General features: G+C 36.5%; 18 protein-coding genes. 7 read left to right on the top strand and 11 right to left on the bottom strand.

The genetic code is table 11. From position 1 onward, the window contains the following. The first annotated feature begins 115 nt into the window (after positions 1 to 115). From carA to ACIQ0D_RS02525, 3 genes are all read left to right on the top strand, one after another. A complete protein-coding gene (carA, locus tag ACIQ0D_RS02535) occupies positions 116 to 1,213 on the top strand; it encodes a glutamine-hydrolyzing carbamoyl-phosphate synthase small subunit (protein WP_395802797.1) in 1,098 nt (365 codons plus the stop codon). Between the two features lie 55 nt (positions 1,214 to 1,268). Further along, positions 1,269 to 2,561 carry a phosphopyruvate hydratase gene (gene eno, locus ACIQ0D_RS02530; RefSeq protein ID WP_395802795.1) on the top strand — a complete coding sequence of 431 codons (1,293 nt, stop codon included), beginning with the start codon at positions 1,269 to 1,271 and terminating at the stop codon, positions 2,559 to 2,561. An 82-nt stretch (positions 2,562 to 2,643) separates the two neighbouring features. Then, on the top strand, positions 2,644 to 2,970 hold the full coding sequence (locus ACIQ0D_RS02525) for a septum formation initiator family protein (protein WP_395802820.1): 327 nt from the start codon (positions 2,644 to 2,646) through the stop codon (positions 2,968 to 2,970). Between the two features lie 85 nt (positions 2,971 to 3,055). Here the strand turns inward: ACIQ0D_RS02525 and ACIQ0D_RS02520 are convergent, their stop codons facing one another. Together ACIQ0D_RS02520 and fabG are read right to left on the bottom strand one after the other, a co-directional pair. Then, entirely contained in the window at positions 3,056 to 4,951 is a 1,896-nt protein-coding gene (locus ACIQ0D_RS02520) for a hypothetical protein (RefSeq protein WP_395802793.1), read from the bottom strand. Between the two features lie 336 nt (positions 4,952 to 5,287). Continuing rightward, positions 5,288 to 6,031 carry a 3-oxoacyl-[acyl-carrier-protein] reductase gene (gene fabG, locus ACIQ0D_RS02515; protein WP_395802791.1) on the bottom strand — a complete coding sequence of 248 codons (744 nt, stop codon included), beginning with the start codon at positions 6,029 to 6,031 and terminating at the stop codon, positions 5,288 to 5,290. Positions 6,032 to 6,102: 71 nt separating this feature from the next. On the opposite strand from fabG, the gene ACIQ0D_RS02510 reads away from it, so the two are divergent. Next, positions 6,103 to 6,783 (top strand): class I SAM-dependent methyltransferase, encoded by a 681-nt coding sequence (locus tag ACIQ0D_RS02510; RefSeq protein WP_395802789.1) that lies wholly within the window; start codon positions 6,103 to 6,105, stop codon positions 6,781 to 6,783. 9 nt (positions 6,784 to 6,792) lie between these two features. Here the strand turns inward: ACIQ0D_RS02510 and ACIQ0D_RS02505 are convergent, their stop codons facing one another. The 6 genes from ACIQ0D_RS02505 to truA form a co-directional block, all read right to left on the bottom strand. Further along, positions 6,793 to 7,152 (bottom strand): methionine-R-sulfoxide reductase, encoded by a 360-nt coding sequence (locus tag ACIQ0D_RS02505; RefSeq protein ID WP_395802787.1) that lies wholly within the window; start codon positions 7,150 to 7,152, stop codon positions 6,793 to 6,795. Positions 7,153 to 7,234: 82 nt separating this feature from the next. Continuing rightward, positions 7,235 to 7,714 (bottom strand): septal ring lytic transglycosylase RlpA family protein, encoded by a 480-nt coding sequence (locus ACIQ0D_RS02500; protein ID WP_395802785.1) that lies wholly within the window; start codon positions 7,712 to 7,714, stop codon positions 7,235 to 7,237. A gap of 160 nt (positions 7,715 to 7,874) precedes the next feature. Beyond that, on the bottom strand, positions 7,875 to 8,750 hold the full coding sequence (gene sucD / locus ACIQ0D_RS02495) for a succinate--CoA ligase subunit alpha (protein WP_291401378.1): 876 nt from the start codon (positions 8,748 to 8,750) through the stop codon (positions 7,875 to 7,877). Positions 8,751 to 8,837: 87 nt separating this feature from the next. After that, positions 8,838 to 10,112: a C4-dicarboxylate transporter DctA gene (gene dctA / locus ACIQ0D_RS02490; RefSeq protein WP_395802783.1), complete on the bottom strand. Its 1,275-nt coding sequence runs from the start codon at positions 10,110 to 10,112 to the stop codon at positions 8,838 to 8,840. A 49-nt stretch (positions 10,113 to 10,161) separates the two neighbouring features. Next, positions 10,162 to 11,928, bottom strand: a complete 1,767-nt coding sequence (locus tag ACIQ0D_RS02485) for an ABC transporter ATP-binding protein (RefSeq protein WP_395802781.1) — start codon at positions 11,926 to 11,928, stop codon at positions 10,162 to 10,164. Positions 11,929 to 11,947: 19 nt separating this feature from the next. After that, on the bottom strand, positions 11,948 to 12,694 hold the full coding sequence (gene truA, locus ACIQ0D_RS02480; RefSeq protein ID WP_395802779.1) for a tRNA pseudouridine(38-40) synthase TruA: 747 nt from the start codon (positions 12,692 to 12,694) through the stop codon (positions 11,948 to 11,950). 147 nt (positions 12,695 to 12,841) lie between these two features. Here truA and ACIQ0D_RS02475 point away from each other — a divergent pair, with 147 nt between their 5' ends. Then, complete coding sequence (locus ACIQ0D_RS02475; RefSeq protein ID WP_395802777.1) at positions 12,842 to 13,309, top strand: DUF4293 domain-containing protein; 468 nt, start codon at positions 12,842 to 12,844, stop codon at positions 13,307 to 13,309. Positions 13,310 to 13,538: 229 nt separating this feature from the next. Here ACIQ0D_RS02475 and ACIQ0D_RS02470 read toward each other — a convergent pair whose 3' ends face one another. The 3 genes from ACIQ0D_RS02470 to ACIQ0D_RS02460 form a co-directional block, all read right to left on the bottom strand. Continuing rightward, complete coding sequence (locus ACIQ0D_RS02470) at positions 13,539 to 16,385, bottom strand: FAD-binding and (Fe-S)-binding domain-containing protein (RefSeq protein WP_395802775.1); 2,847 nt, start codon at positions 16,383 to 16,385, stop codon at positions 13,539 to 13,541. A gap of 202 nt (positions 16,386 to 16,587) precedes the next feature. Continuing rightward, the gene (locus tag ACIQ0D_RS02465; protein ID WP_395802773.1) at positions 16,588 to 17,370 is read right to left on the bottom strand and encodes a carbohydrate-binding family 9-like protein; all 783 of its coding nucleotides are present in this window, start codon (positions 17,368 to 17,370) and stop codon (positions 16,588 to 16,590) included. 6 nt (positions 17,371 to 17,376) lie between these two features. Beyond that, on the bottom strand, positions 17,377 to 19,143 hold the full coding sequence (locus ACIQ0D_RS02460; RefSeq protein WP_395802771.1) for a c-type cytochrome: 1,767 nt from the start codon (positions 19,141 to 19,143) through the stop codon (positions 17,377 to 17,379). A gap of 332 nt (positions 19,144 to 19,475) precedes the next feature. Here ACIQ0D_RS02460 and ACIQ0D_RS02455 point away from each other — a divergent pair, with 332 nt between their 5' ends. Both ACIQ0D_RS02455 and ACIQ0D_RS02450 read left to right on the top strand, forming a co-directional pair. Continuing rightward, the gene (locus ACIQ0D_RS02455; RefSeq protein ID WP_395802769.1) at positions 19,476 to 21,143 is read left to right on the top strand and encodes a hypothetical protein; all 1,668 of its coding nucleotides are present in this window, start codon (positions 19,476 to 19,478) and stop codon (positions 21,141 to 21,143) included. Between the two features lie 163 nt (positions 21,144 to 21,306). Further along, complete coding sequence (locus ACIQ0D_RS02450) at positions 21,307 to 23,220, top strand: DEAD/DEAH box helicase (RefSeq protein ID WP_395802767.1); 1,914 nt, start codon at positions 21,307 to 21,309, stop codon at positions 23,218 to 23,220. Positions 23,221 to 23,229 lie beyond the last annotated feature (9 nt).

Below are 23,229 nucleotides of genomic sequence, written 5' to 3'. Positions count from 1 at the left end.
TACCTAAATTTGCAAATGTGAAATATGAAGTAAAATACTTCCCTCTACACTGCGGAAAATCTTCCGAAATCATTGCCTTTCAATCGATTTTAAACCTCTTTTCAAATATTATTCAATGAATACTTACATCAAATTGCCGGCAGTTTTGCTCCTGGAAGATGGAACAATATACCATGGAAAAGCAGCAGGAAAAATTGGAACTACCACAGGTGAAATTTGTTTCAACACAGGTATGACCGGTTATCAGGAAATTTTTACTGATCCCTCGTACTTCGGACAAATTATGGTTACCACCAATTCACACATTGGGAATTATGGAATTCATAAAGACGAGGTAGAATCAGACAACATCAAAATTGCCGGTTTAGTTTGTAAAAATTTCAATATCACTTATAGCAGAAAGCAAGCCGACACCTCCATTCAAGACTATTTTCAAGATGAGCATATCGTTGGCATTTCGGATGTAGATACCCGTTCATTGGTGCGTCATATTCGCGCTAAAGGAGCTATGAATGCCATTATCTCTTCGGAAATTCTGGATATCGAGGAGTTGAAGAAGAAATTAGCTGCTGTACCAACAATGGATGGATTAGAATTATCTTCCCAAGTATCCACAAAAGAATCCTATGAATTTGGGGATAAAAATGCAGCCAAGCGTGTAGCAGTACTCGATTTAGGTGTAAAGAAAAATATTCTTAGAAATTTCGATAGCAGAGGAGTTTTATCAAAAGTTTTTCCAGCAAAAACAACATTTACTGAAATGGAAAAATGGAATCCGGATGGCTACTTCATTTCCAATGGCCCTGGCGATCCATCTGCGATGCCCTACGCCATCGAGACAGTAAAAGCAATTTTAGCAGCAGAGAAACCATTATTTGGAATCTGTTTAGGTCACCAGCTTTTAGCTCTTGCCAATGATATTCGTACCATGAAGATGTTTAATGGCCATAGAGGATTAAATCATCCGGTAAAAAATGTAATTATTAATCATTGCGAAGTAACCTCTCAAAATCATGGTTTCGGAGTAATTCCTGATGATGTCCACAAATCAGACAAGGTTGAAATTACACATATCAACCTAAATGATCAATCCATTGAAGGAATTAGAGTAAAAGGTAAAAAGGCATTTTCAGTACAATATCACCCAGAATCTTCACCGGGTCCACATGATTCAAGATATCTTTTTGACGATTTTGTAGCAATGCTCAATTAATTAGTGTACATTGTACACTTAGTAAAAAAAATTATCAACAAAGAACAAAAATAAGATGAGTATAATTCTCGATGTACACGCAAGACAAATTTTGGATTCACGCGGAAATCCAACTATTGAAGTAGATGTAACCACAGAAAATGGCATTATAGGCCGTGCAGCGGTACCTTCTGGTGCTTCAACCGGTATACATGAGGCTGTTGAGCTTCGTGATAATGATAAATCTGTTTACTTAGGTAAAGGTGTTTTAAAAGCTGTAGCCAATGTAAATGAAAAAATCGCTCAGGAATTAGTAGGAATTGATGTTTTTGAACAAAACAGCATTGATAAATTACTTCTTGAAATTGATGGAACTGAAAATAAAGGGAATTTAGGTGCAAATGCGATTTTAGGTGTTTCATTAGCTGTTGCAAAAGCAGCCGCTCAGGAAAGTCGCCAGCCTTTATACCGCTACATCGGTGGTGTAAATGCCAACACATTACCTATTCCAATGATGAATATTGTGAATGGTGGTTCACACTCTGATGCCCCTATTGCATTCCAGGAATTTATGATTATGCCTGCTGGTGCCTCATCATTTTCTGAAGCATTACGTTGGGGAACAGAAGTGTTTCATACGTTAAAGAAGATTTTACATGACCGCGGACTTTCAACTGCAGTTGGTGATGAAGGTGGTTTTGCTCCTAAATTTGAAGGCACTGAAGACGGTGTGGAGACTATCCTTCAAGCAATAGAAAAAGCAGGTTATACCGCTGGAAAAGATATTTTCTTAGCATTCGACTGTGCTGCATCTGAATTTTACAAAGATGGCAAATACGATTATACCAAATTTGAAGGTGAAAAAGGTGCGATCAGAACAAGTGCTGAACAAGCAGAATACCTTGCACAATTAGCTGCTAAATACCCTATCATCTCTATTGAAGACGGTATGGCTGAAGATGACTGGGCTGGATGGAAATTATTAACCGAAAAAATTGGATCAAAAGTGCAATTAGTAGGTGATGATTTGTTTGTTACCAATGTAAAGAGATTACAGCAAGGTATTGATAATGAAACTGCTAACTCAATCTTAGTGAAAGTAAATCAGATTGGTACACTTACTGAAACCATCAATGCAGTTTCTTTAGCTCAAAACAATGGCTATACCTCAGTAATGAGTCACCGTTCTGGCGAGACTGAAGATTATACCATTGCGGATCTTGCTGTGGCTTTAAATTGCGGACAAATTAAGACTGGTTCTGCATCACGTTCAGACAGGATAGCAAAATACAATCAATTGCTTCGTATTGAAGAAGAATTGGGCAGCAATGCACGCTTTTTAGGTAAGAGCTTTAAATACATTCAATAATAAATATTTATTTTAAGAATGTTAAACAATAAAACATCCTAAGATTATAAATCTTAGGATGTTTTTGTTTTATATTTGTATGATGACCAGACTTTTAAATCTAATTCGAAACAAGTATCTGATTGCAAGTGTTGCATTTCTTACCTGGATGTTATTTTTTGATCGCAATGATCTGATGTCTCAATATGAATACCGCACCCAGGTAAATAAGTTAAAAGCAGAAAAGGAATTCTATACCCAAGAAACTGCTAAAGTGGTTAAAGACCTAAATGAACTTACTACCAACCAAATTAAACTCGAAAAATTTGCTCGTGAAAAATACCTCATGAAAAAAGAGAATGAAGATGTCTTTGTAATCATTGAGGAAGCACCGAAAGAAGAAGAAAAGAGTTCTTTCTTTGGAAAATAAGATAGGCTTGTACGAAAACAAGACTGACTAGAGTATAAGCTGGTACGGTGAAAACACCGACCATAGGACCGACCATAGGGTCTAATTAAATTTCCCCATTACGTTTCCTCATCAACCATTCGCCACTAAGCAATAAAAGCAATAGGAAAAATATTGATTTTATATCGACAAGTTCTTCATAAGTACGATCTTCATATGCAATCGTTTTAACAGTTTCATTAGCTTTAATTAAATCAGGAATAGCACTTATTTGATTGGGGAATAGCATTTTTCCACCACTTTGGCTCGCTATCAGGTACATTAATTGATGATTAGCCCTACTTTGCTTCAATTCAAGCTGCTGGGCATTGACAATAAACTGTCCCTCAGCTTGATACAAATTCTTCCCAAGTTTAGTTTTAGCCTGATAAGTATATGTCCCAGAAGGTAAAATACCTGCCTTAAGCTGGTAAGCATTCGATGTTTTAGAAAATAAATATGAAAAAGTCTTACCTGAATTATTTTTTAGGCTAATATTCACATCTGATGTATTTACTAAGTCAAAAGCATCATTATAAAGTTCTGCGTTAAGTATAAGAGCTTCATTTTCATCAAATGTATTCTTTGATGTATAAACCCTAAATTTTCTTTTATCATCACTACTCACCAAATATTGAATGGTTTTCTGCACCAATTCATTGCTAGCATCATGATTCGAATTCTCCTGAAAATCTTCTAAACGCCATCTCCAAAGACCTTCACCAGTTAAAATGCCTGTTCTTAGGCCATTTTCTTCAGCAAAAACTAATAAAGGTTGGTCAGTTACTGCTTTACCTATCTGCTGGCTCATGAGAGCAATAGCAGGGCCTTTAAGGGTATATGTGCCAAAAGGGGTTAGTAGCGGACTAAAATTGCGGATTTTAAGTTTGTTGGCTTCCGACAAGGTAAAGGCATAGAAATCAGTTTTTATGTTCGCTAAAGCTTCCTGCATCATTCCGGGACTACTAATTCCTAAAATTGATTGAACGGAAGCGAAAGCTGGGATATCACTTTGGGCACCCAAAATAAATAGACGTGATTTATTACTCGTCTGACGTAAAATATCCAAAGCCCTGTTTGACTTTGAGGGGACTTGATGTAGAATTATTAAATCTGAATCGCGACTATCAGAAACTTTAAAATCGCTTGCCAAAAGCACTTTAGCAGTATAGTTTTTATTATTCTCAATAGATTGCTTTAGAGCAGTAATATCTGGATGTGGGGCATTTGCAAGAATTAAAACCTGCTTTTTGCCATTAATTACCTCTACAAATATGGATTGCGAATTATTTTCTAAGGACCATTCATTATTGAGCTTTGAGAATTGAACTTTAAAAGACTGTAAGCCTAAACGACTAGCAGGTAGAATTGCTTTGAGACTTTGCCTAAACTCATCCGAACTAATAGAAATAGACTTAGAATAAACGATTCCGCTAGGCGATGAAACTGTTAAAAGCGAGGTGCTACCCTTAGCTTGAAAAGCCTCCAAATTGATTTCTACCTCAAAATCATTCCCTAGATAGGCAATTTCATTATAATTTATGTTAGAAATCAGTAAATCACGTTTGGCTATGGTATCGCCAAGAGCAATGGTATAAATTGGTCCAGGAATTTTCTGACTTTCATATTGGGGACTCCCTCCCCGATTGTAAATACCGTCACTTGCTAAAATAATGGCACCAATATTTCGATTAGAGAATTGATCATTTACTTGCTTAAAAAGCTTTGAAATATCTGTCTGATTACCATCAAAAGTTGTTTTCAGACCTTCTTTTAATTCAGAATCAAAATAAAAAGTCCTTAAGTCATAGTCAGCAGAAAGATCTTTTTCAAGATTTTTAATCTGACTCACATAGCTTTTCGGATCAAAATTTGAAGCTTTGGAACTTAAAATCGAAGATGAATTATCTAAAGCCAATATAATTAAAGGCCTTTCGATTCGCTCTTCAGTAGTTTTTACCATTGGAGCCACTAACAAAAAAGCAATCAATGAAATCAAGATAGCTCGAATGGCGAAAAGAAGCCGTTTGAGAGAATTTTTTAAGCTCACCGGATTTCCATACAACACAAAAGCATAGGCAATTCCCAGACCTAAACACCCTAGGAGCCAAAAAAATGAATGCGTTGTAAATTGTATTTGTAACAAAAAAGGCATATTACAAATATGCCTTTTTAAAATTAGGTATTAAAATAGATTTGAGATGTGAGATGTGAGATATGAGAGTCTCAAATCAATTGTCTATTGTCTCATATCTATTGTCTCCTATCTAACTACTCAATACTAAGTACTAAGTACTAACTAAAGCATTCCTCCATCAACAGGAATTACCTGACCGGTAATATATGCACTCATGTCAGAGCCGAGGAAAACACATAAATTAGCAACATCATCGGGTTCGCCGGCACGTTTCAAAGGAATTGCTTGCGCCCAGCCTTCAACTACCTTAGGATCAAGTACATCAGTCATTTCTGTACGGATAAAACCTGGTGCCACCACATTGGTACGAATATTTCTAGAGCCTAATTCTTTAGCTACTGATTTTGAGAAACCAATAATTCCTGCTTTAGAGGCAGCATAATTCGCTTGTCCGGCATTACCCTGCACCCCAACAACTGAACTCATATTAATGAAAACACCCTTACGATTTTTCATCATCACCTTAGAAGCTGCCTTCGTAACATTGAAAATTGATTTAAGATTAATGTTTAATACATCATCCCAATTTTCTTCAGTCATGCGCATCAATAAGCCATCTTTGGTTATTCCTGCATTATTAACCACGATATCGATTGTACCGAAATCAGCAACAATATCATTGATAAGCTTTTCTGCATCATCAAAATTAGAGGCATCCGAGCGATAGCCCTTCACTTTAGTGCCAAAGCTTTGTAATTCTTGCTGCAGGGCTTCACCCTTTTCAACAGATGATAAATAAGTAAAAGCCACATCTGCACCATGTTCAGCGAACTTTTCAGCGATCTTTCTACCGATACCTTTTGATGCACCAGTTATTAATGCTATTTTTCCTTCTAGTAATTTCATAATGAATATTAAAACTGTGAAATTAGGGTTTTTATTAAAAATATCATACAAATTATCGCAGAAAGCAATTTATGGAAAATGTTGAAGAGTTTTATGATCAATTAAGTAGCAGCTATTCAGACCTAATTAGGAAATGTGTACCTCGCTATGATGAGTTATTAAACAATATGTTTTTATACTTAAATGCTGATTTTAAGCCTTTAAGGATATTAGATTTAGGTTGCGGAACAGGCAATCTCACTCAAAAAATAATAGAACATTTCCCCGATACACAGATTGACGCGCTAGATCTTTCGGAGGATATTTTAGAAGAATGCAAGAAAAGATTTGCCAATAAATCCAATATTAATTACATACAAGCAGATTTTAAAACGATGCATTTGCCCGCTGCTGAATATGATTTAGTGATGTCGAGTATTGCGATTCACCATGTGGAAGATCCATTTAAACTAGAACTTTACAAAAATGTATATCAATCGTTAAAAAAGGGTGGAATTTTTATTTTCGCCGACCAAACACGTGGGATAACAGATGATATTTATTTTAAAAACATTGATTGTTGGAAAGAGGGTGCTTTCAAACTTGGATCAACTGAAGAAAACTGGAAGATGTGGATGGAACACCAAGATGCACACGATCATCATAGTCCTATAGGCTGGCATTTAGACAATCTTAAAAATGCAGGCTTTGAAGAAGTTGACCTACTATCTAAATACCTAATGTGGGCCATTTGTTGGGCAAAAAAGCATTAAGATATTAAATTAAAAAGGAATAAACTTCATTGAAATGGAGTTTACACAATGACGTGTATTTTTAGTGGTAAGCTTCTCTCCTACAAACACATGGCCTAAATGTCCGCCACAATTGGCACAAAGAATTTCTGTCCTGCGACCATCTCTGTCTGTAATTTTCTTAATTGCACCATCTATTTCATCATCAAAACTTGGCCATCCGCAATGCGAGTCAAACTTATCTTCTGAGCGATAAAGAGGAGCATCGCATTGCCTGCAAACATAGGTTCCAGCTTGCTTATTATCTAGATATTCGCCTGTAAAGGGCCTTTCGGTACCCTTGTGAAGGATAATATATTCTTCTTCGGGATTTAGTTTGTTGTACGCCATTTATACAAAGATAAGAAGCACAAAAGCAATAAATCAGAATAGCCACATATTTGACATCCTACAAACAAAGAAGATTTTAATCTTAACTACCGGGTATTTTATAGGTAATTTCTACGTTTGCGACACCTTTGGAGTAAAAACCGAGTTTTTTAGCTGCTGCCTGCGAAAGATCAATCATGAAAACTTTGCTATGAGGTCCTCGATCATTTACTTTAACAACTACCGTGCGACCATTAGCAATATTTGTAACTTTTACCATGGTACCAAATGGTAATCTGAGGTGGGCGGCTGTCATTTTATTATTACTATAAATCTCGCCACTTGTGGTACGACGCCCGTGAAATTTACTCGCGTAATAGGTTGCCTTACCTTTTATTTTACGAACATTTTTCGAAAACAGACTATCCATTAGAAGGCTATCTGCTTGCAAGCTATCTAAAGCTAAAGAGTCGATTTTAAGACTATCGTTTTTTAAAGTATCCTTTTGAATTTCTGCTTGCTGAGCCGAGGCGGAGATTACTAAAATAAAGCAGAAGCAGAAGATATTAATTAATGTTTTCATCTGATTCATTTTTAATTAATAATGCAAATATCGTCATTTCACAGCAAAAACGCAAATTTAGAGCCTGAAAAACGGAAAACCAAGCTTAATTTGGCAATAAAAAGAACATAAAAAAACCGGCATAAAGCCGGTTTTATATTTTGATAAAAGAGGGATCTAATTATAATTTAGCAAGCTCCTCGGCCATTGCTGCACCGATTTCTGCTGGTGATTCAACTACACGAATACCACACTCTCTCATGATTTTCATCTTCGCAGCGGCAGTATCATCAGCGCCACCAACAATTGCACCTGCGTGACCCATACGACGTCCTGGAGGCGCTGTTTGGCCAGCGATAAAACCAACAACTGGCTTAGTGCCATTTTCTTTGATCCAATAAGCAGCTTCAGCCTCCATTCCTCCACCAATCTCACCGATCATCACAATACCCTTAGTTTCAGGATCGTTCATCAATAACATTACAGCTTCTTTAGTAGGCGTACCAATGATTGGATCACCACCAATACCGATTGCAGTAGTAATACCTAAACCAGCTTTAACAACCTGATCAACAGCTTCATAAGTAAGTGTTCCAGATTTTGAAACGATTCCTACACCACCTTTTTTGAAGATAAAACCTGGCATAATACCAATTTTAGCTTCGTCAGCAGTTATGATACCTGGACAGTTTGGACCGATTAAACGGCAATCTTTATCAGCAATATATTCTTTCACTAAAATCATATCCTTTGTAGGGATACCTTCAGTGATACAAACTATAACTTTAATTCCTGCTTCAGCAGCTTCCATAATTGCATCAGCAGCAAAAGCTGGCGGAACAAAAATGATGGAAACATCCGCTCCAGTTTTAACTACAGCATCTTTAACTGTATTAAACACCGGACGATCAAGATGACTTTGTCCGCCTTTACCCGGCGTTACACCACCTACAACCTGCGTTCCGTACTCAATCATCTGTGAGGCATGATAAGTGCCTTCATTGCCAGTGAAACCCTGAACTATTACTTTTGAATCTTTATTTACCAGTACACTCATTGAATATATTTTTGTACAGCAAAGCTAACAGAATCAAGCAGAATCTCAAAAGGTTATCTAAAAAGAATTGAAGGAATTTTAGATTTTTTAAATTATGATCACCTCTTCAGGAGCATTTGGATTAATTGCCCTCTGATAAGCCTTTTGATCGAACTCTTTTTCACTTTTTGCAATCACCACCGACGCTACCGCATTTCCTATAAGATTGGTAATTGCACGCGCTTCCGACATGAATCGATCTACCCCTAATAAAATGGCAATACTCTCAATTGGAACAACTTTAAGCGCTGTTAAAGTTGAAGCAAGAACAATGAAACCACTTCCTGTGACTCCTGCAGCACCCTTTGAAGTAATCATTAATACCCCAATAATGGTTAACTGCTGTGCAATAGTCAGATTAACATTAAATACTTGAGATAAAAATATAACGGCCATTGATAAATAAATGGAGGTACCATCTAAATTGAAAGAATAGCCAGTTGGAATTACCAAGCCCACAACAGATTTAGAACAACCAAATTTTTCCATCTTCAAAATCATGCTTGGCAATACCGATTCGGAAGAAGATGTACCTACAACAATCACAATTTCTTGTCGGATATACTTCAATAATTGCCACAGACTTATTTTATAAAGGTAACATACGAAGTTGAGCACTCCAAAAATAAATACAATCATGGTCATGTAAACGGCAATCATCAATTTACCTAAAGGATAAAGGGTTTCTAATCCGTAAGTCCCAATAGTGAAAGCCATCCCACCAAAAGCCCCAAAAGGTGCTAAAACCATGATCATTTTCATGATATTGAATATCACTTTGGATAATTTTTCGAAAGTTCCAACTAAAGATGTCCCGGCAGTCCCCATACGACTTAGCGCAAAACCAAATAAAACCGCGAAGAATAAGATTTGGAGAATATCGCCTTTAGCAAATGATTCGAAGATATTTTTTGGAACGATATGGGCAAAAAACTCAAGCCAGTTCATATCGGCACCTGAGTCTTGATAAGCTTGAACTTTTGATGCATCTGCATTTATTGCACTTACTACCACCCCTTTACCTGGTTTAAAAACATTTGCTACCACCAAACCAATTACAATAGCTACGGTAGTAATTATCTCAAAATAAAGAAGAGCTTTACCCCCGACCCGACCCACTTTTTTGAGATCCCCCATTTGTGCAATTCCCAAAACGATGGTAAAAAATATGATTGGAGCGATGAGCATGCTAATCATATTGATGAAGGTCTGGCTAATTAACTTTGCTGTAGGTGCAAATCCTGGAAAATTAATCCCAACCAAAATACCCAAAACAATAGCCACAAGCACCTGAAAAGTTAGGTGAGATACAACACGCTTCATAAATAGAAATAAAAATTAAAATTCTAAGGTAATTTATTTTGGGGATATTTTAGATTTTAGCAATTCCTTCAGAATTAAACTGCAAATCATAAAGTTGCTTGTAAAAACCATTTAGCTTCAATAAATCTTGATGAGAGCCCATTTCTTTGATTTCACCTTGATCAAGAACAATAATTCTATCTGCATTTTGGATGGTAGATAAACGATGGGCAATTACAATGGAGGTGCGCCCTTCCATCAATTTATTGATGGCATGTTGAATAAGCTCCTCTGTTTCAGTATCTACAGAGGCGGTTGCTTCATCTAAAACTAAAATTTGCGGATTGTAAACAAGTGCACGAATAAAAGAGATCAATTGTGCCTGCCCAGCAGAGAGCGTGGCACCTCTTTCCATCACATCATAGTCAAAAGCACCTGGAAGCCGGTTTATGAAGTCGAGGGCACCCACATCTTTGGCGGCTTGTATGATTTTCTCGCGACTTATCTCTTGGTTATTAAGGTTGATATTATTGGCAATAGAATCCGAAAACAGAAAAACATCTTGTAAAACAGTAGCAATTGTGGAGCGTAAATAATTCAGTTCATACTCACGAATGTCAATCCCATCAAGCAAAATTTCACCCCTATTAATTTCATAAAAACGATTTAAAATATTGATTGTAGACGATTTCCCGGCACCTGTTGCTCCCACTAAGGCCAAGGTTTCGCCAGGTTTAACATGAAATGAAATATCCTTCAAAACCCAGTTTTCATCATTATAAGCAAACCACACATTCTTAAATTGTATGTCGCCCGCCACGAGTGCTGGCTGAAGTGTACCCTTGTTTTCTGTACGTTCATCGGTATCCAAGACATTGAAAATACGCTCTGCCCCTACCATACCCATTTGTAGGGTGTTAAATTTATCAGCAAGTTCACGTATCGGCCTGAACAACATATTGATATACATAATGAATGATACCACTACTCCAGGTGAAATTTGATTAGAAATAATCGATTTTGAACCGTACCAAACTAACAAACCAATAGAAATGGCAGATATTATCTCTACCACAGGAAAGAAAATGGAATAGTACCAGTTTGATCGTATATGAGCATCGCGATGCTTAGAATTAATCTCCTTGAATTTCCGCATCTCTTGATCTTCACGAGCAAAATATTGAATAATGCGAATTCCTGAGATATGCTCCTGCAAGAAGGTATTTAGATTAGATATTTGAGTCCGCACATCCTGAAAAGCCGACTTTATAGCCTCTTTAAACACATAAGAGGCAATAATTAGGAAAGGCATCGGAATTAAAACTACGATGGTAAGCTCCCAATCAGTATAAAGCATCACGGCAATAATGGCTAAAACCTGCAAAACATCCCCAACAATAACAATTAGACCTTCAGAAAAAATATCTGCAATAGTCTCTAGATCAGACACTGTACGAGTAATTAACTGTCCGAGCGGTGTTCGATCAAAGTACTTAAGCTTTAAACTGCTAATGTGATTAAAAACGTTAATTCGGAGATCCTTGATAACCGACTGACCTAAAATATTAGTAAAAAAAGTATGAAAATATTGAACTGCGGTTTGGATCAGTAATAAACCCAGCATCAATAAACTCATTTTTAGGAGACCGCTGCTATCCCCAAAAAGGATAAATTTATCTAAAGTATATTGAATTAGCCATGGACGAAGAGGAGCGAGAATAGCAAGCAGGATAGTCAGGATGATTGACCATACAAACATTTTACGGTAAGGGTATGCGTAGCGAAACACCCTCCTTAAGAGACTGACATCAACCGCATTACCGCTTACTTTGGACATGGAAATTATATTTTTACAATTATTTTAGATAAGAATAAACCACTTCCGTGAGATATAAACCACATGCGGGCACCGACTCACCAGCATTCGATCTGTTTTTACTATCGACTACTTTTCTAATTTCTTCAACAGTCATTTCTTCCTTACCAACACGAAGGAGAGTGCCAACAATTGCACGTACCATATTTCTTAGAAAACGATCGGCAGAAACATGAAATACGATTCCTTTTTCTGTTTGCAGCCATTCTGCTCTTTCAATACTACAGTTATTGGTAATTGTTTGGGTATTTGATTTGCTAAAACAACTAAAATCGTGATACTCTAAGAGGATTGCTGCTGCTTGATTCATCAGCTCCACATTTGGCTTATCACGCAAGTGCCAAGATAAATTAGTTAGAAATGGATCTTTAAAAAAATGAATATGATACTCATAAGATCGTAATGTAGCATCAAAACGGGCATGAGCATCGGGTTTTACCTTTATAAAACGTTTGATAACGATATCATGAGGTAGCAAAGAATTCAATCTTTGTAAAAATTGTGGATTTAAAACATCAATTTCTTCAGGGATATCTAAATGCGCAAAAAGCTGCCTAGCATGAACACCCGTATCTGTACGACCGCAGCCGAGGGTTTCAATATTTTGCCTGCATAGGGTTGAAAGCGCATTATTTATCAATTCCTGGACAGAAACAGCATTTTTCTGTATCTGCCAGCCATGATAAGCCGTTCCATTATAGGCAATTTCTATAAAATATCTTTGCAAAGTATTCAAGCTGCAAAGGTAATACGGAAAATACAAAGAGCAGAGTGCATTTGCTAATTTTAATTTTTTTTTGTATATTATATTTATGATTTCAATGAGTAGCAGAAAAATTAATTTAATATATATTTGCCCTAAACATAATTAACCATGCTACAACGAGTACAAACCATTTGGCTATTTCTTGCATCCACTGCTATTTTTTGCTTATTTCTATTCCCATATCTACAGGTTTATAATTCGGATGGTTCTTTTAGAGCTGTAAAGATTACTGGAGTTCAAGAGAGTGTGGGGGGACAAATTGTGCAGAGTGAATCTTTCTTGACTTTGACCATAGTAAGTGTGATTATTGCATTAATTCCATTAATCACTATCTTTTTATTCAAAAACAGAAAGTTGCAAATCAAGTTATGTTATCTAAGCATTGCTGCCATTTTAGGGTTTAGCTTTTGGTTGGTACAAACCGCCAAGCAAGTGTTGGGTCCAATAACTTTACAATCAGAAAATTATGGTTTAGGAGTTATTCTCCCCTCTTTGAGTGTGTTTTTTATTGTTCTAGCTTTGAGAGGTATCAGAAAAGATGAAAAGCTGATTAAATCTGCTGATCGTTTAAGATAGTAGGTAGTATTTAGTAAGTAGTACTTAGAAATGAGTAATTAAGAATATTAGATCCCGTCGGGGCGACCCTCGCGGTCGCCCATAACCGTTATCTAGAACTTGGCTTCGAGAACCTGGCTTCGAGAACCTCAGCCACCGGATATAGAGATGTCGTTTGTCTGACAACTGATAACTGACAACTGATAAAGACAACTAACAACTCTTTTTTGCCATCAGTTATTACACGAAATTAATCTTTCCGTTTTATAGATTCATCTGCAAGGTAAAGTACTGATTCATAATTCTTTCCAACCGCATCAGAAAGTGCAATTTCACAGGTTTTACCAGATGAATAATAACCTTCGTAATTATTTTTTTGCACTTCCATGGCTTCAGGCTTAGTGGCTGAAGCAGTTAGTTCTGGAAATATAAAACCACGATCACCCGCCATTCCGCAGCAACCAGAATGAATTGGCACATCTGTTTTTTCGCTAAAATGAGAGGCTACAGCGACGAATTTTCTTTCAAGTCCCATTTTCTGCAGAGAGCAGACTGGATGCACTACAACCGTGCCCTTCTTCTCTACAGGTCCGCAAGCAGGAATCACATAATCATGTAAATAATCGATGCTATCGAGAATAGTCAAACGGTCGAATCTTTGTTTATTCGCTTCGTTCAATATTGGTCGGCATTGTTGAAGTGTATGAGAGCAAGAAGTAACGTCTAAAATAATAGGCAACATACCTTCATTTGTTGCAATCCATAATTGCTCAATCGTTTCATTGCACTTATCTGCATAAGCCAAATTATAACCTTTCGAAGAGAATAATTGTCCGCAACATAGCGCCCCAATACCCTCAGGAATAATCACTTGTATTCCCGATTTTTCGGAAACACTTAAAAAGGTATCTGGTATATTTTTCTTATCAGTTGCACCTCCCATTACACGTGAAATACATGTTGGGAAATAAACAACGGCTGGTCCCTGAGGCGTATTTTGATTGATTTTATTTACATATTTACCTGAAATAGAACCACTTGTAATAAGTTGATCACTCCATAGAGGAAATTGCGGAATAACTTTTTTGATTGTCTTAGTGATGCCTTTCATGGTATTTTTTCCAAAAAGAGAATTCATGAAAGCGCCCACTTCTAAGGCAAAATTTACAATAACGATAACAAGCTTAAAATTTTTAGAAACGGCAAGAGCAACTTTATTTGAAAATGAAGAATGACTTTCCCGACGAAGGCGCTTCACTAAATCGCCGGTATTGATATCTACGGGGCAACTGGTGGCACAAAGACCATCTACGGCACAAGTATCCAAGCCATCGTATTGATATTGCTGAACTAGCTCGGCATATTGATCATGCTTACCTGCCGACTTCAAAAGAGCCAACTCACGTCGTACAACAATTCTTTGACGAGGAGTAAGAGTCACATTTCTACTCGGACATTTATGTTCACAATAACCACATTCAATGCATTTATCAACTTCTTGCTCAACGCTTGGCAATGATTTTAGATCTTGAAGATGCGCATTACTATTTTCATTAATAATAACACCTGGATTCAGCAGGTTTTCAGGATCAATCACCTTTTTGAGGCTTTTCATGATTTGGTAAGCTTCAGAACCCCATTCTGTTTCCACAAAAGGAGCCATATTTCTACCCGTACCATGCTCGGCCTTTAACGTCCCGTCATATTTTTTAACAACTAGCTCTACAACTTCTCTTAAAAAACGGTCGTAACGATCTACCTCATCTGGCGAGTTAAAGGATTGAGTAACAACGAAGTGAATGTTTCCATCCTTGGCATGACCAAAAATAATGGCATTATCATAATGATACTTCTCAAAAAGTACATGGAGATCAAGAATGGCATCTCCAAGCTTAGCCACAGGAAAGGCAATATCTTCTAGAATTACCGTTGTACCGCTTGCGCGCACAGCACCAACAGCTGGAAACATTCCCTTACGTAACTTCCAATAAAAAGCTTGTGTTGCAGGATCTGTGGTAAAATTTATAGGTTCAAGTAATAAAAACTTAGAAGCATAAGGGTTTAGGCTATCAATTTTCGACTGTAAATCCTCCGGACTATTTGCTTGATATTCCACCAAAAGTGCTGCAGCACCCTCAGGTAGTGTTTTTAAGACACTTGGAACACCCTTCAAATTCTCAATGGAGCGCAAAGAGGCTCTATCCATTAATTCAACTGCCTCGGCACCTGTAATTTTTAGTGCTTCAATAGCCTGGCAAGCAGAATAAATATTTTCAAAATATAAGAAAGCAGATGATTTAAAAGGATAATCAGAAACCGTTTCCATCACCGCTTCGGCGATAAAACCTAAAGTCCCCTCTGCACCAATGAGTAAATGAGAAAAAATATCAAGAGGATGAGAATAATCGATAAATGCATTCAAAGAATATCCAACCGTGTTTTTTGTTAGGTATTTGCTTCTAATTCGATCCGAAAGAGTCGGATTTGCCTCAATTTGCTGTTTTAAACTTAAAATTGAATTGTAGATATCGGGACATTCTTGTTCAAAACGAGTATAATCAGCTTGATTTTCAGTCGAGAAAGATTTTCCGGAAGGAAGAATAAAACGAATATGCTTAGTGGTATGATAGGAGTTCAAACTAACACCGCAACACATCCCACTTGAATTATTAGATAGGATACCTCCCATCATGGCCGCATCAATACTTGATGGATCGGGGCCAATTTTCTTTTTATACTTTTTAAGGTAATTATTTACCATGGATCCCGTAATTCCGGGCTGCACCCTCACCAAATTACCATCATCTTCAATGAGAATCTGGTTCCAATATTGGCTTAAATCAACTAAGATTCCATCGGTAATGGATTGACCAGATAAACTAGTTCCACCTGTACGAAAGGTAATTGGAATTTTATGTAGATGAGAAAATGAAAGCAAGGCAATAATTTCGCTTTCATTTATAGGTTGAACCACTGCTTTAGGACGCAAATAATAAAAACCAGCATCTGAAGCATAGGCTACAAGATCTATTAATCGACATTTAATCCTTTCTTTTGGCAAAACACTTTCCAAAAGCTTCCCAATATCCATATTCATTAATTATGCCGCAATTTGAGAGAAATTATGATGATTACAAAGACTTAAATAGAAATATTATGCAAAAGCATAAAGTCATATCCTTAATATCTTTAACGATTAATATTGTAAACTATTTGTTTTGTTAAGGAAAAAACAAAAATTAAATTGAATGAAGACCACTAATAAAAATTACACTAATTGAAAAAACAATGAATAAAATTTATTGAAACTTAATCACTCCGAAAAACTGGGGCAAATGAAAATCCGGCTTCGGATTATCCACAAAATTCCAAGTTAAATAATTAGGATTAGATGTTTTGCTACCTGTTTTATAAAAATTAGCCTTCCAAATCACACCAGGTGCTGGATTAGTCACATTTGAATACTTTCTTAAAACTGAGAGCGGAAGTCTGTACTCTATAGTCCATGTTACAGGCTCAGTAATTTCCGGATCAACTACAGCAGGCAAAGAGTGAGCAATTTCAATCTGATTTATTTCATCATTCTCAAGTGCTAAATATTTCTTTCTTGGCTGAGTGGCATACTGTAAAAGAGGGGTACCACCAGCGTTTATCTCAATATTAAAATATTTTAGAGGTTCATCTTTATCTGGGGAGAAGAAGAATTCTACACAAGAATCGCAAGAAACACAGCCGTTAATATTAGTTACGGTACTTTTAACAAACTTATCTTGTACTCTGAAAATCAAATAAACATTTTCAGCATCATACATCATTTTTGCTTCTACTGTGGGTTTAAATGCAGAGACTGTCCCCATATAATTTTCAATTTTTATGGTTTCAATTTTCTTCCATTGAGCTTTATCCCAGTTAGCATCAATTTTTAAAGGTTTTTTCAATTTGGCAACTAAATATTCCTTGTCGCTAGCTTTTAAAGCTGCATTTTCCACTGAAATTAAAGAATCTCTTGATTGTTTAGAAATTTCTCCACCTTCCGATAAGAAAGGCAGAGAAATGAATAAGATGTATGAAATGAAATTCATGTTTTTTTATTTTTTGCGGTATCTAGCGACTTCGTTCGGACTAACAAAACTTGCATTATTGCCAAAACTAGATCTTAAATAAGTTAGAATTTGAGCTATTTCAGTGTCTTTAAGATAAGAATGTGGAGGCATAGCTTCATTATAGCCAACACCTTTGACAGTTATAGGACCAGATAAACCGTTTAATACCAACTCTATTAAGGTTTTCTTATCTCCATTTACCCATTCCGATTCAGCTACTGGTGGAAAACGAGTCCCATCACCTTTTCCATTCTGTTGGTGACAAGAGGCACAATAGGTATTATAAAGTTTAGAGCCTGCAGCTAATTGGCCACGCATTAAATTATCTTTTTCAGGATCTGGAGTTTTAACATTTGGAGAAGTTAATTTACGGGCAGCCATTCCAGCTAATTGCTTTGTACCGAAATTCTTTTTGTCACCTTTATACATCACTCTCCAAATTTTCCCCTTTTCACTATCATTTAAGTAAAGAGAACCATCCGGACCTTGTGCTATACCCATAGGGCGATACTTGGCATCAGAAGTATTCACAATGGTATCTACACCCCCAAAACCATCTGCAAACAGTTCCCACTCAGAAGAGAACTTACCATTCACAAAAGGAACGAATGCTACGCAATAGCCACCTTGCGGATATGGAGCACGAATTGTTGAACCATGAAAAGCAACGAAAGCTCCATTTTTATAACGTTCAGGAAACTGGTCGCCAGTATAAAACAATAAATCATTTGGTGCAAAATGACCTGGAAAACCGATGAGTGGCATATTGTACTTACCAGGTTCTGCTTCTTTTTTACCATCACCACCATATTCAGGATTCATTAACTTCTTTCCCTGCATGAAATCATAGTAAGTATATGGCCATCCAGAGTGGGATCCTTCAGGAACTTTTAAAAATTCTTCAGAAGGTAATAGCGCACTTTGCCAAGAAGAATAGATATTAGACCAGCTTCTGTACATATCATCACGACCATGTTGCATGGCATAAAGAGAATTATCTAATTTATTCCAGTCCATACCCACGATACTACGAATACCTGTTGCATAGAGTGTTCCCTCACTTTGCTTTTGGTTTAATTTTGTTGCACTGAACTTCCAAACGCCACCATATTCTTCTAACTCAGGACAAGGGAATTGACCTGGTGAACCTGGTTGTCTGTCGGCTACCTGACAAACATCACTTGGAGATCCAAAAGGCACATATAAATTACCTTTCAAGTCAAATGTGATTGGCTTAGCAATATGAGAGTATTTGCCTCTTTTATAATTATCGACTACAATTGTTTCTGTTTTACCTTCTGGGACTAATTTTCCTGGAGTAAGTTTAGTTCTTAAAACCTCTCCAGCAGTGCTGAAATAAAGATATCCTTTATGAATACGCATTGCTGTACCATAATTCCCGGTATCAGGATAATCTCCAAAATATTCGACAAGGTCAGCCTTACCATCATTATTATTATCGCGTAAAGCAACGCTACCTCTATTTTGAGCATCTGGCACTCTTAATTTTACGTAAATATCTCCATTGCTGTTTACGGCCAAATGGCGTGCACGGCCGATAGAATCAACCACCACTACCGCCTCAAAATCACCAGGTAAGGCTAGTCCGCCATTATCAGAATCCCCCTGAGGCAAACCACTTTTACCTCCAGAATTCATAAAACTGATAGTAACTAGAAAGGCTAATCCTAAAAATGCAATCAATTTTGCACGTAATTTAGTTTCAGGTAAAAATTTTGAATAGATCTTCATTTTTTATCGAATTTTCTTTTTTATGGATACTCAGTAGAATTATACTGCATTATCTTGACTTTTTATCAATTTTCCAAATAATACACGTAATATTTATAGGATAATTAAAAATCTAGAAACAAACAATCAATATTAACAATTGGCCAGTTTTAATAAATTACACAATCGACCTTAAAATCTAGATTAACTTCTCTTCCTAAAACAGATTTAATCCCATTTTGTTAATTATCTAAAATAGGGATGATTCTTACTATTTCATAATAATATCCATCTAAATATACCAAATAATCCACAAAACAGTAGTAATCAATCAAAAAACCAATCCAATTTATATGGAGAAGAAAAAGAAAAAACTCAGAATCGGGATTTTAGTCGACGATACGATGATACCCAATTGGTCGTATAGAATGATTGAAAAGGTGAAAAATGAGGCGGATTCGGAACTTGTTTTAGCTTTAAGAGTTAATCCAAAGAAGAAATTAATAAAGCAAGATTTTCTTAAAAACTGGAAATATTTATTCTTTAAAACCTATAATTTATTAGATAAAAAAATCAATAAAAGCACCCCTAATGCCTTTGAAACAAAGAATTTAAAAGATCTTTTATTAGTAAACTCCACGTTCATTGATATTAATTTGGAAGGAGATAAAATTGAAAAGCATGTTCTAAATGAATTAAAAAAAATTGAGCTTGATATCCTCATAAAAATAACCAATATGCCTTGCAAGGCTGAATTATCAGAAGTGTCGCGATTTGGAATTTGGTCCTTGCAGCCATTAGAAACCAATGGGGATGAAAGATATTTAGCTGGGTTTAAAGAAGTATTTGAAGGAATCGCTGAGACCGAAATTACATTATATGCAACTTTTGAAGGATGTAAAAAATCGATTTTATTCTACAAAACAAGCTTTTCAAGTGATTTATTAAGCATCAGTAGAAATAGAAACATGTTTTATTGGAAAGCTTCATCAAATATCTCATTAAAAATTGAAGAGTTAAATAAACTGGGTGAGATACAATTTTTCGAAAAAATTAGGGAGTTAAATGATCATCCAATATTTAAATCTAGAAATGAATGGCAGATACCGTCCAATATAAAAATGCTCTTCGATTCACCACGATTGATGTTATCCAAAATAAAAAACAAATATGATTTAACATTTAATTTTTATCAATGGATATTACTTTTTAGAATTTGCAAGATAGGGGAAATCTCTACAGACCTATCAAAATATCAAAAAATCATTCCCCCAAGAGATCGTTTTTGGGCCGACCCCCATGTTTTAAAAAGGGGAGATATCTATTATATTTTTTTTGAAGAATTAATTTATCGAGATAACAAAGGTTATATCTGTTTAATTGAGATGGACGAGCACGGTAATTATTCAGAACCTGTTAAAGTTTTAGAGAAAAACTACCATCTCTCCTATCCATTTTTGATAGAAGAAAACAATGAGTTATATATGATTCCAGAATCAAAGCAGAATAATACGATAGAATTATACAGGTGCACCCAATTTCCATTAAAATGGGACTTAGAGAAAGTTTTAATGAAAAATATTAAAGCAGTTGATTCAAGCATTTTATTTCAGGACAATAAATATTGGCTTTTTTGCAACATTACAAATAGTGAGGAAGCATTTGCACAAGACGAGCTACATCTATTTTATTCAGATAAATTAGTAAGTGAAGAATGGATAGCACATCCCAAAAATCCGATTGTGAGCGATTTTAAACGATCGAGGCCAGCTGGGAAAATATTTAGATACAAAGATAAAATCTACAGACCAGCACAAAACGGTTTAAAGTGTTATGGTTATGGCATAGCAATTAACCAAGTGATTGAAATGACAGAAAGCAGTTATGAGGAAAAATTAGTGGATTCTATTTTACCAGAATGGGAAAAAGATATTATTGGAACACATACAATTAATTCGGTAGGTAATTTAACGATAATTGATGCATTAGTCAGGCGGAAAAAGAAATCCCAATATTTTTAAATGATTTTAAAACAAAAGATAAACATAGTGAGATAGGCTAGGCGAGCATTTAAAACATTTACGATGCAAATTCAATAAATAAGGGATATATTGATAGTTTCATTAAAAAACCGTATCTTTGCGGCGCTTTCAGCAATAAGGCTGAGAGCACTTATAAATTATCATGAACCCATTTAGTACCTTGGGTATCCGTCATGATATTGTTAATGCCATCACTGAACTGGGATTCGAAAATCCCACACCAATCCAGGAACAAGCTATCCCGGTATTACTTTCAGGCAGCAACGATTTTGTCGGATTAGCTCAAACAGGAACCGGTAAAACCGCATCCTTTGGCCTCCCCCTATTAGAATTATTGGATTTTGAAGAAAATTATCCACAAGCGTTAATTCTTTGTCCAACACGTGAACTCTGTTTACAGATCACAAGCGACATTAAAAATTACGCCAAAAACATGAAGAACGTTAACGTTGTTGCTGTTTATGGCGGTGCAAACATTTCAGATCAGTTACGCCAAATTAAACGTGGCGTTCAGATTGTTGTAGCCACTCCAGGCCGTATGCTTGACATTATTAATCGTAAGGCGATTGATTTCAGTCAGGTACAATACGTTGTTCTTGACGAAGCCGATGAGATGTTAAACATGGGCTTCCAAGAAGACATCGACAGTATTTTATCAACCACTCCGGATGATAAAAAAACTTGGTTATTCTCGGCAACTATGCCATCTGAAGTCCGCAGAATTGCAAAAAAATACATGACAGATCCGTTCGAGCTGACCATGGGTACCAAAAATACCGGGAATGTTAACATCGAACATGAATATTACATAGTTAAGGCGCGCGATAAATATGCCGCTTTTAAGCGAATTGTAGATTTCAATCCCGAAATTTTCGGTATAGTTTTCTGTCGTACTAAGATTGAGACTCAAGAAATTGCAGAATCACTAATGAAAGACGGCTATAATGCTGATGCATTGCATGGTGATTTATCGCAGCAGCAGCGTGATAAAGTTATGAAGCGCTACCGTGATCGTAGTCTTCAATTATTAATTGCAACAGATGTTGCTGCCAGAGGTATCGACGTAAATGATGTAACTCACGTTATTAACTATTCATTACCAGATGAAATTGAAAATTATACTCACCGAAGTGGCCGTACTGGTCGTGCAGGAAAAACAGGTATTTCAATTGCCATTATAAATTCGAAAGAATTAGGTAAGATTCGTCATATTGAGCGCACCATTGGTAAGCAATTCACAAAAGCTGAGATTCCAAGTGGATTTGATGTTTGTGAAAAGCAATTATTTGCGATGATTCATAAGGTTCACAATGTTGAAGTGAATGAGGAGCAGATTGAGCAATACATTCCGCGTATCATGGATGAGTTTAAGGACATGGATAAAGAAACAATCATTAAAAGATTTGCTTCATTAGAATTCAATCGTTTCCTTGAATATTATTCAAAATCACCAGATTTAAATATTTCAGGTGACGACCGCGGATTTGAGCGTGGTGATCGTCCAGAGCGTGGTGATCGTGCTTTCAAATCAAGTACTAGTCCGGGTTATACCCGCCTATTCATGAATCTAGGATCAGTTGATGATTTCACTCGTGGAGACATGTTAGGATTTATCTGCAACAATACTAAAATCAGCGGAAAGAGTGTAGGGAAAATCGACCTTAAGGGGGTATTTACTTTCTTTGAAGTTGAGGAATCTGCTGTAAATCAGGTAATTGAAGGATTTAAATCTGTTGATTTCCAGGGTAGAGATGTAAGAATTGAATTAGCTGGCGACCGTGAAGGTGGCGGCGGTGGTGATCGTGGAGGTTCATATCGTGGAAGCGGCGGTGGTTACCGTGGTGGAAGTGGTGGTGGACGTCGTGAAGGCGGAAGTGGCGGTGGTTACCGTGGCGGAAGTGGCGGCGGTCGTCGTGAAGGTGGACGCGAAGGTGGCAGTGGTGGTGGTTTCCGTGATTTTTCAGGGAAGCGCCGTGAAGATCGTAGCGGAAGTTCAAGTGCAGGCACTGGCGGACGTCGTGAAGGCGGCAGCGGCGAAAGACGCAGAAGGAACTAAAATCCAACA

This window comes from Daejeonella sp., assembly GCF_044342615.1.
GTDB lineage: Bacteria > Bacteroidota > Bacteroidia > Sphingobacteriales > Sphingobacteriaceae > Daejeonella.
This window is presented reverse-complemented; position numbering and strand designations above follow the sequence as displayed.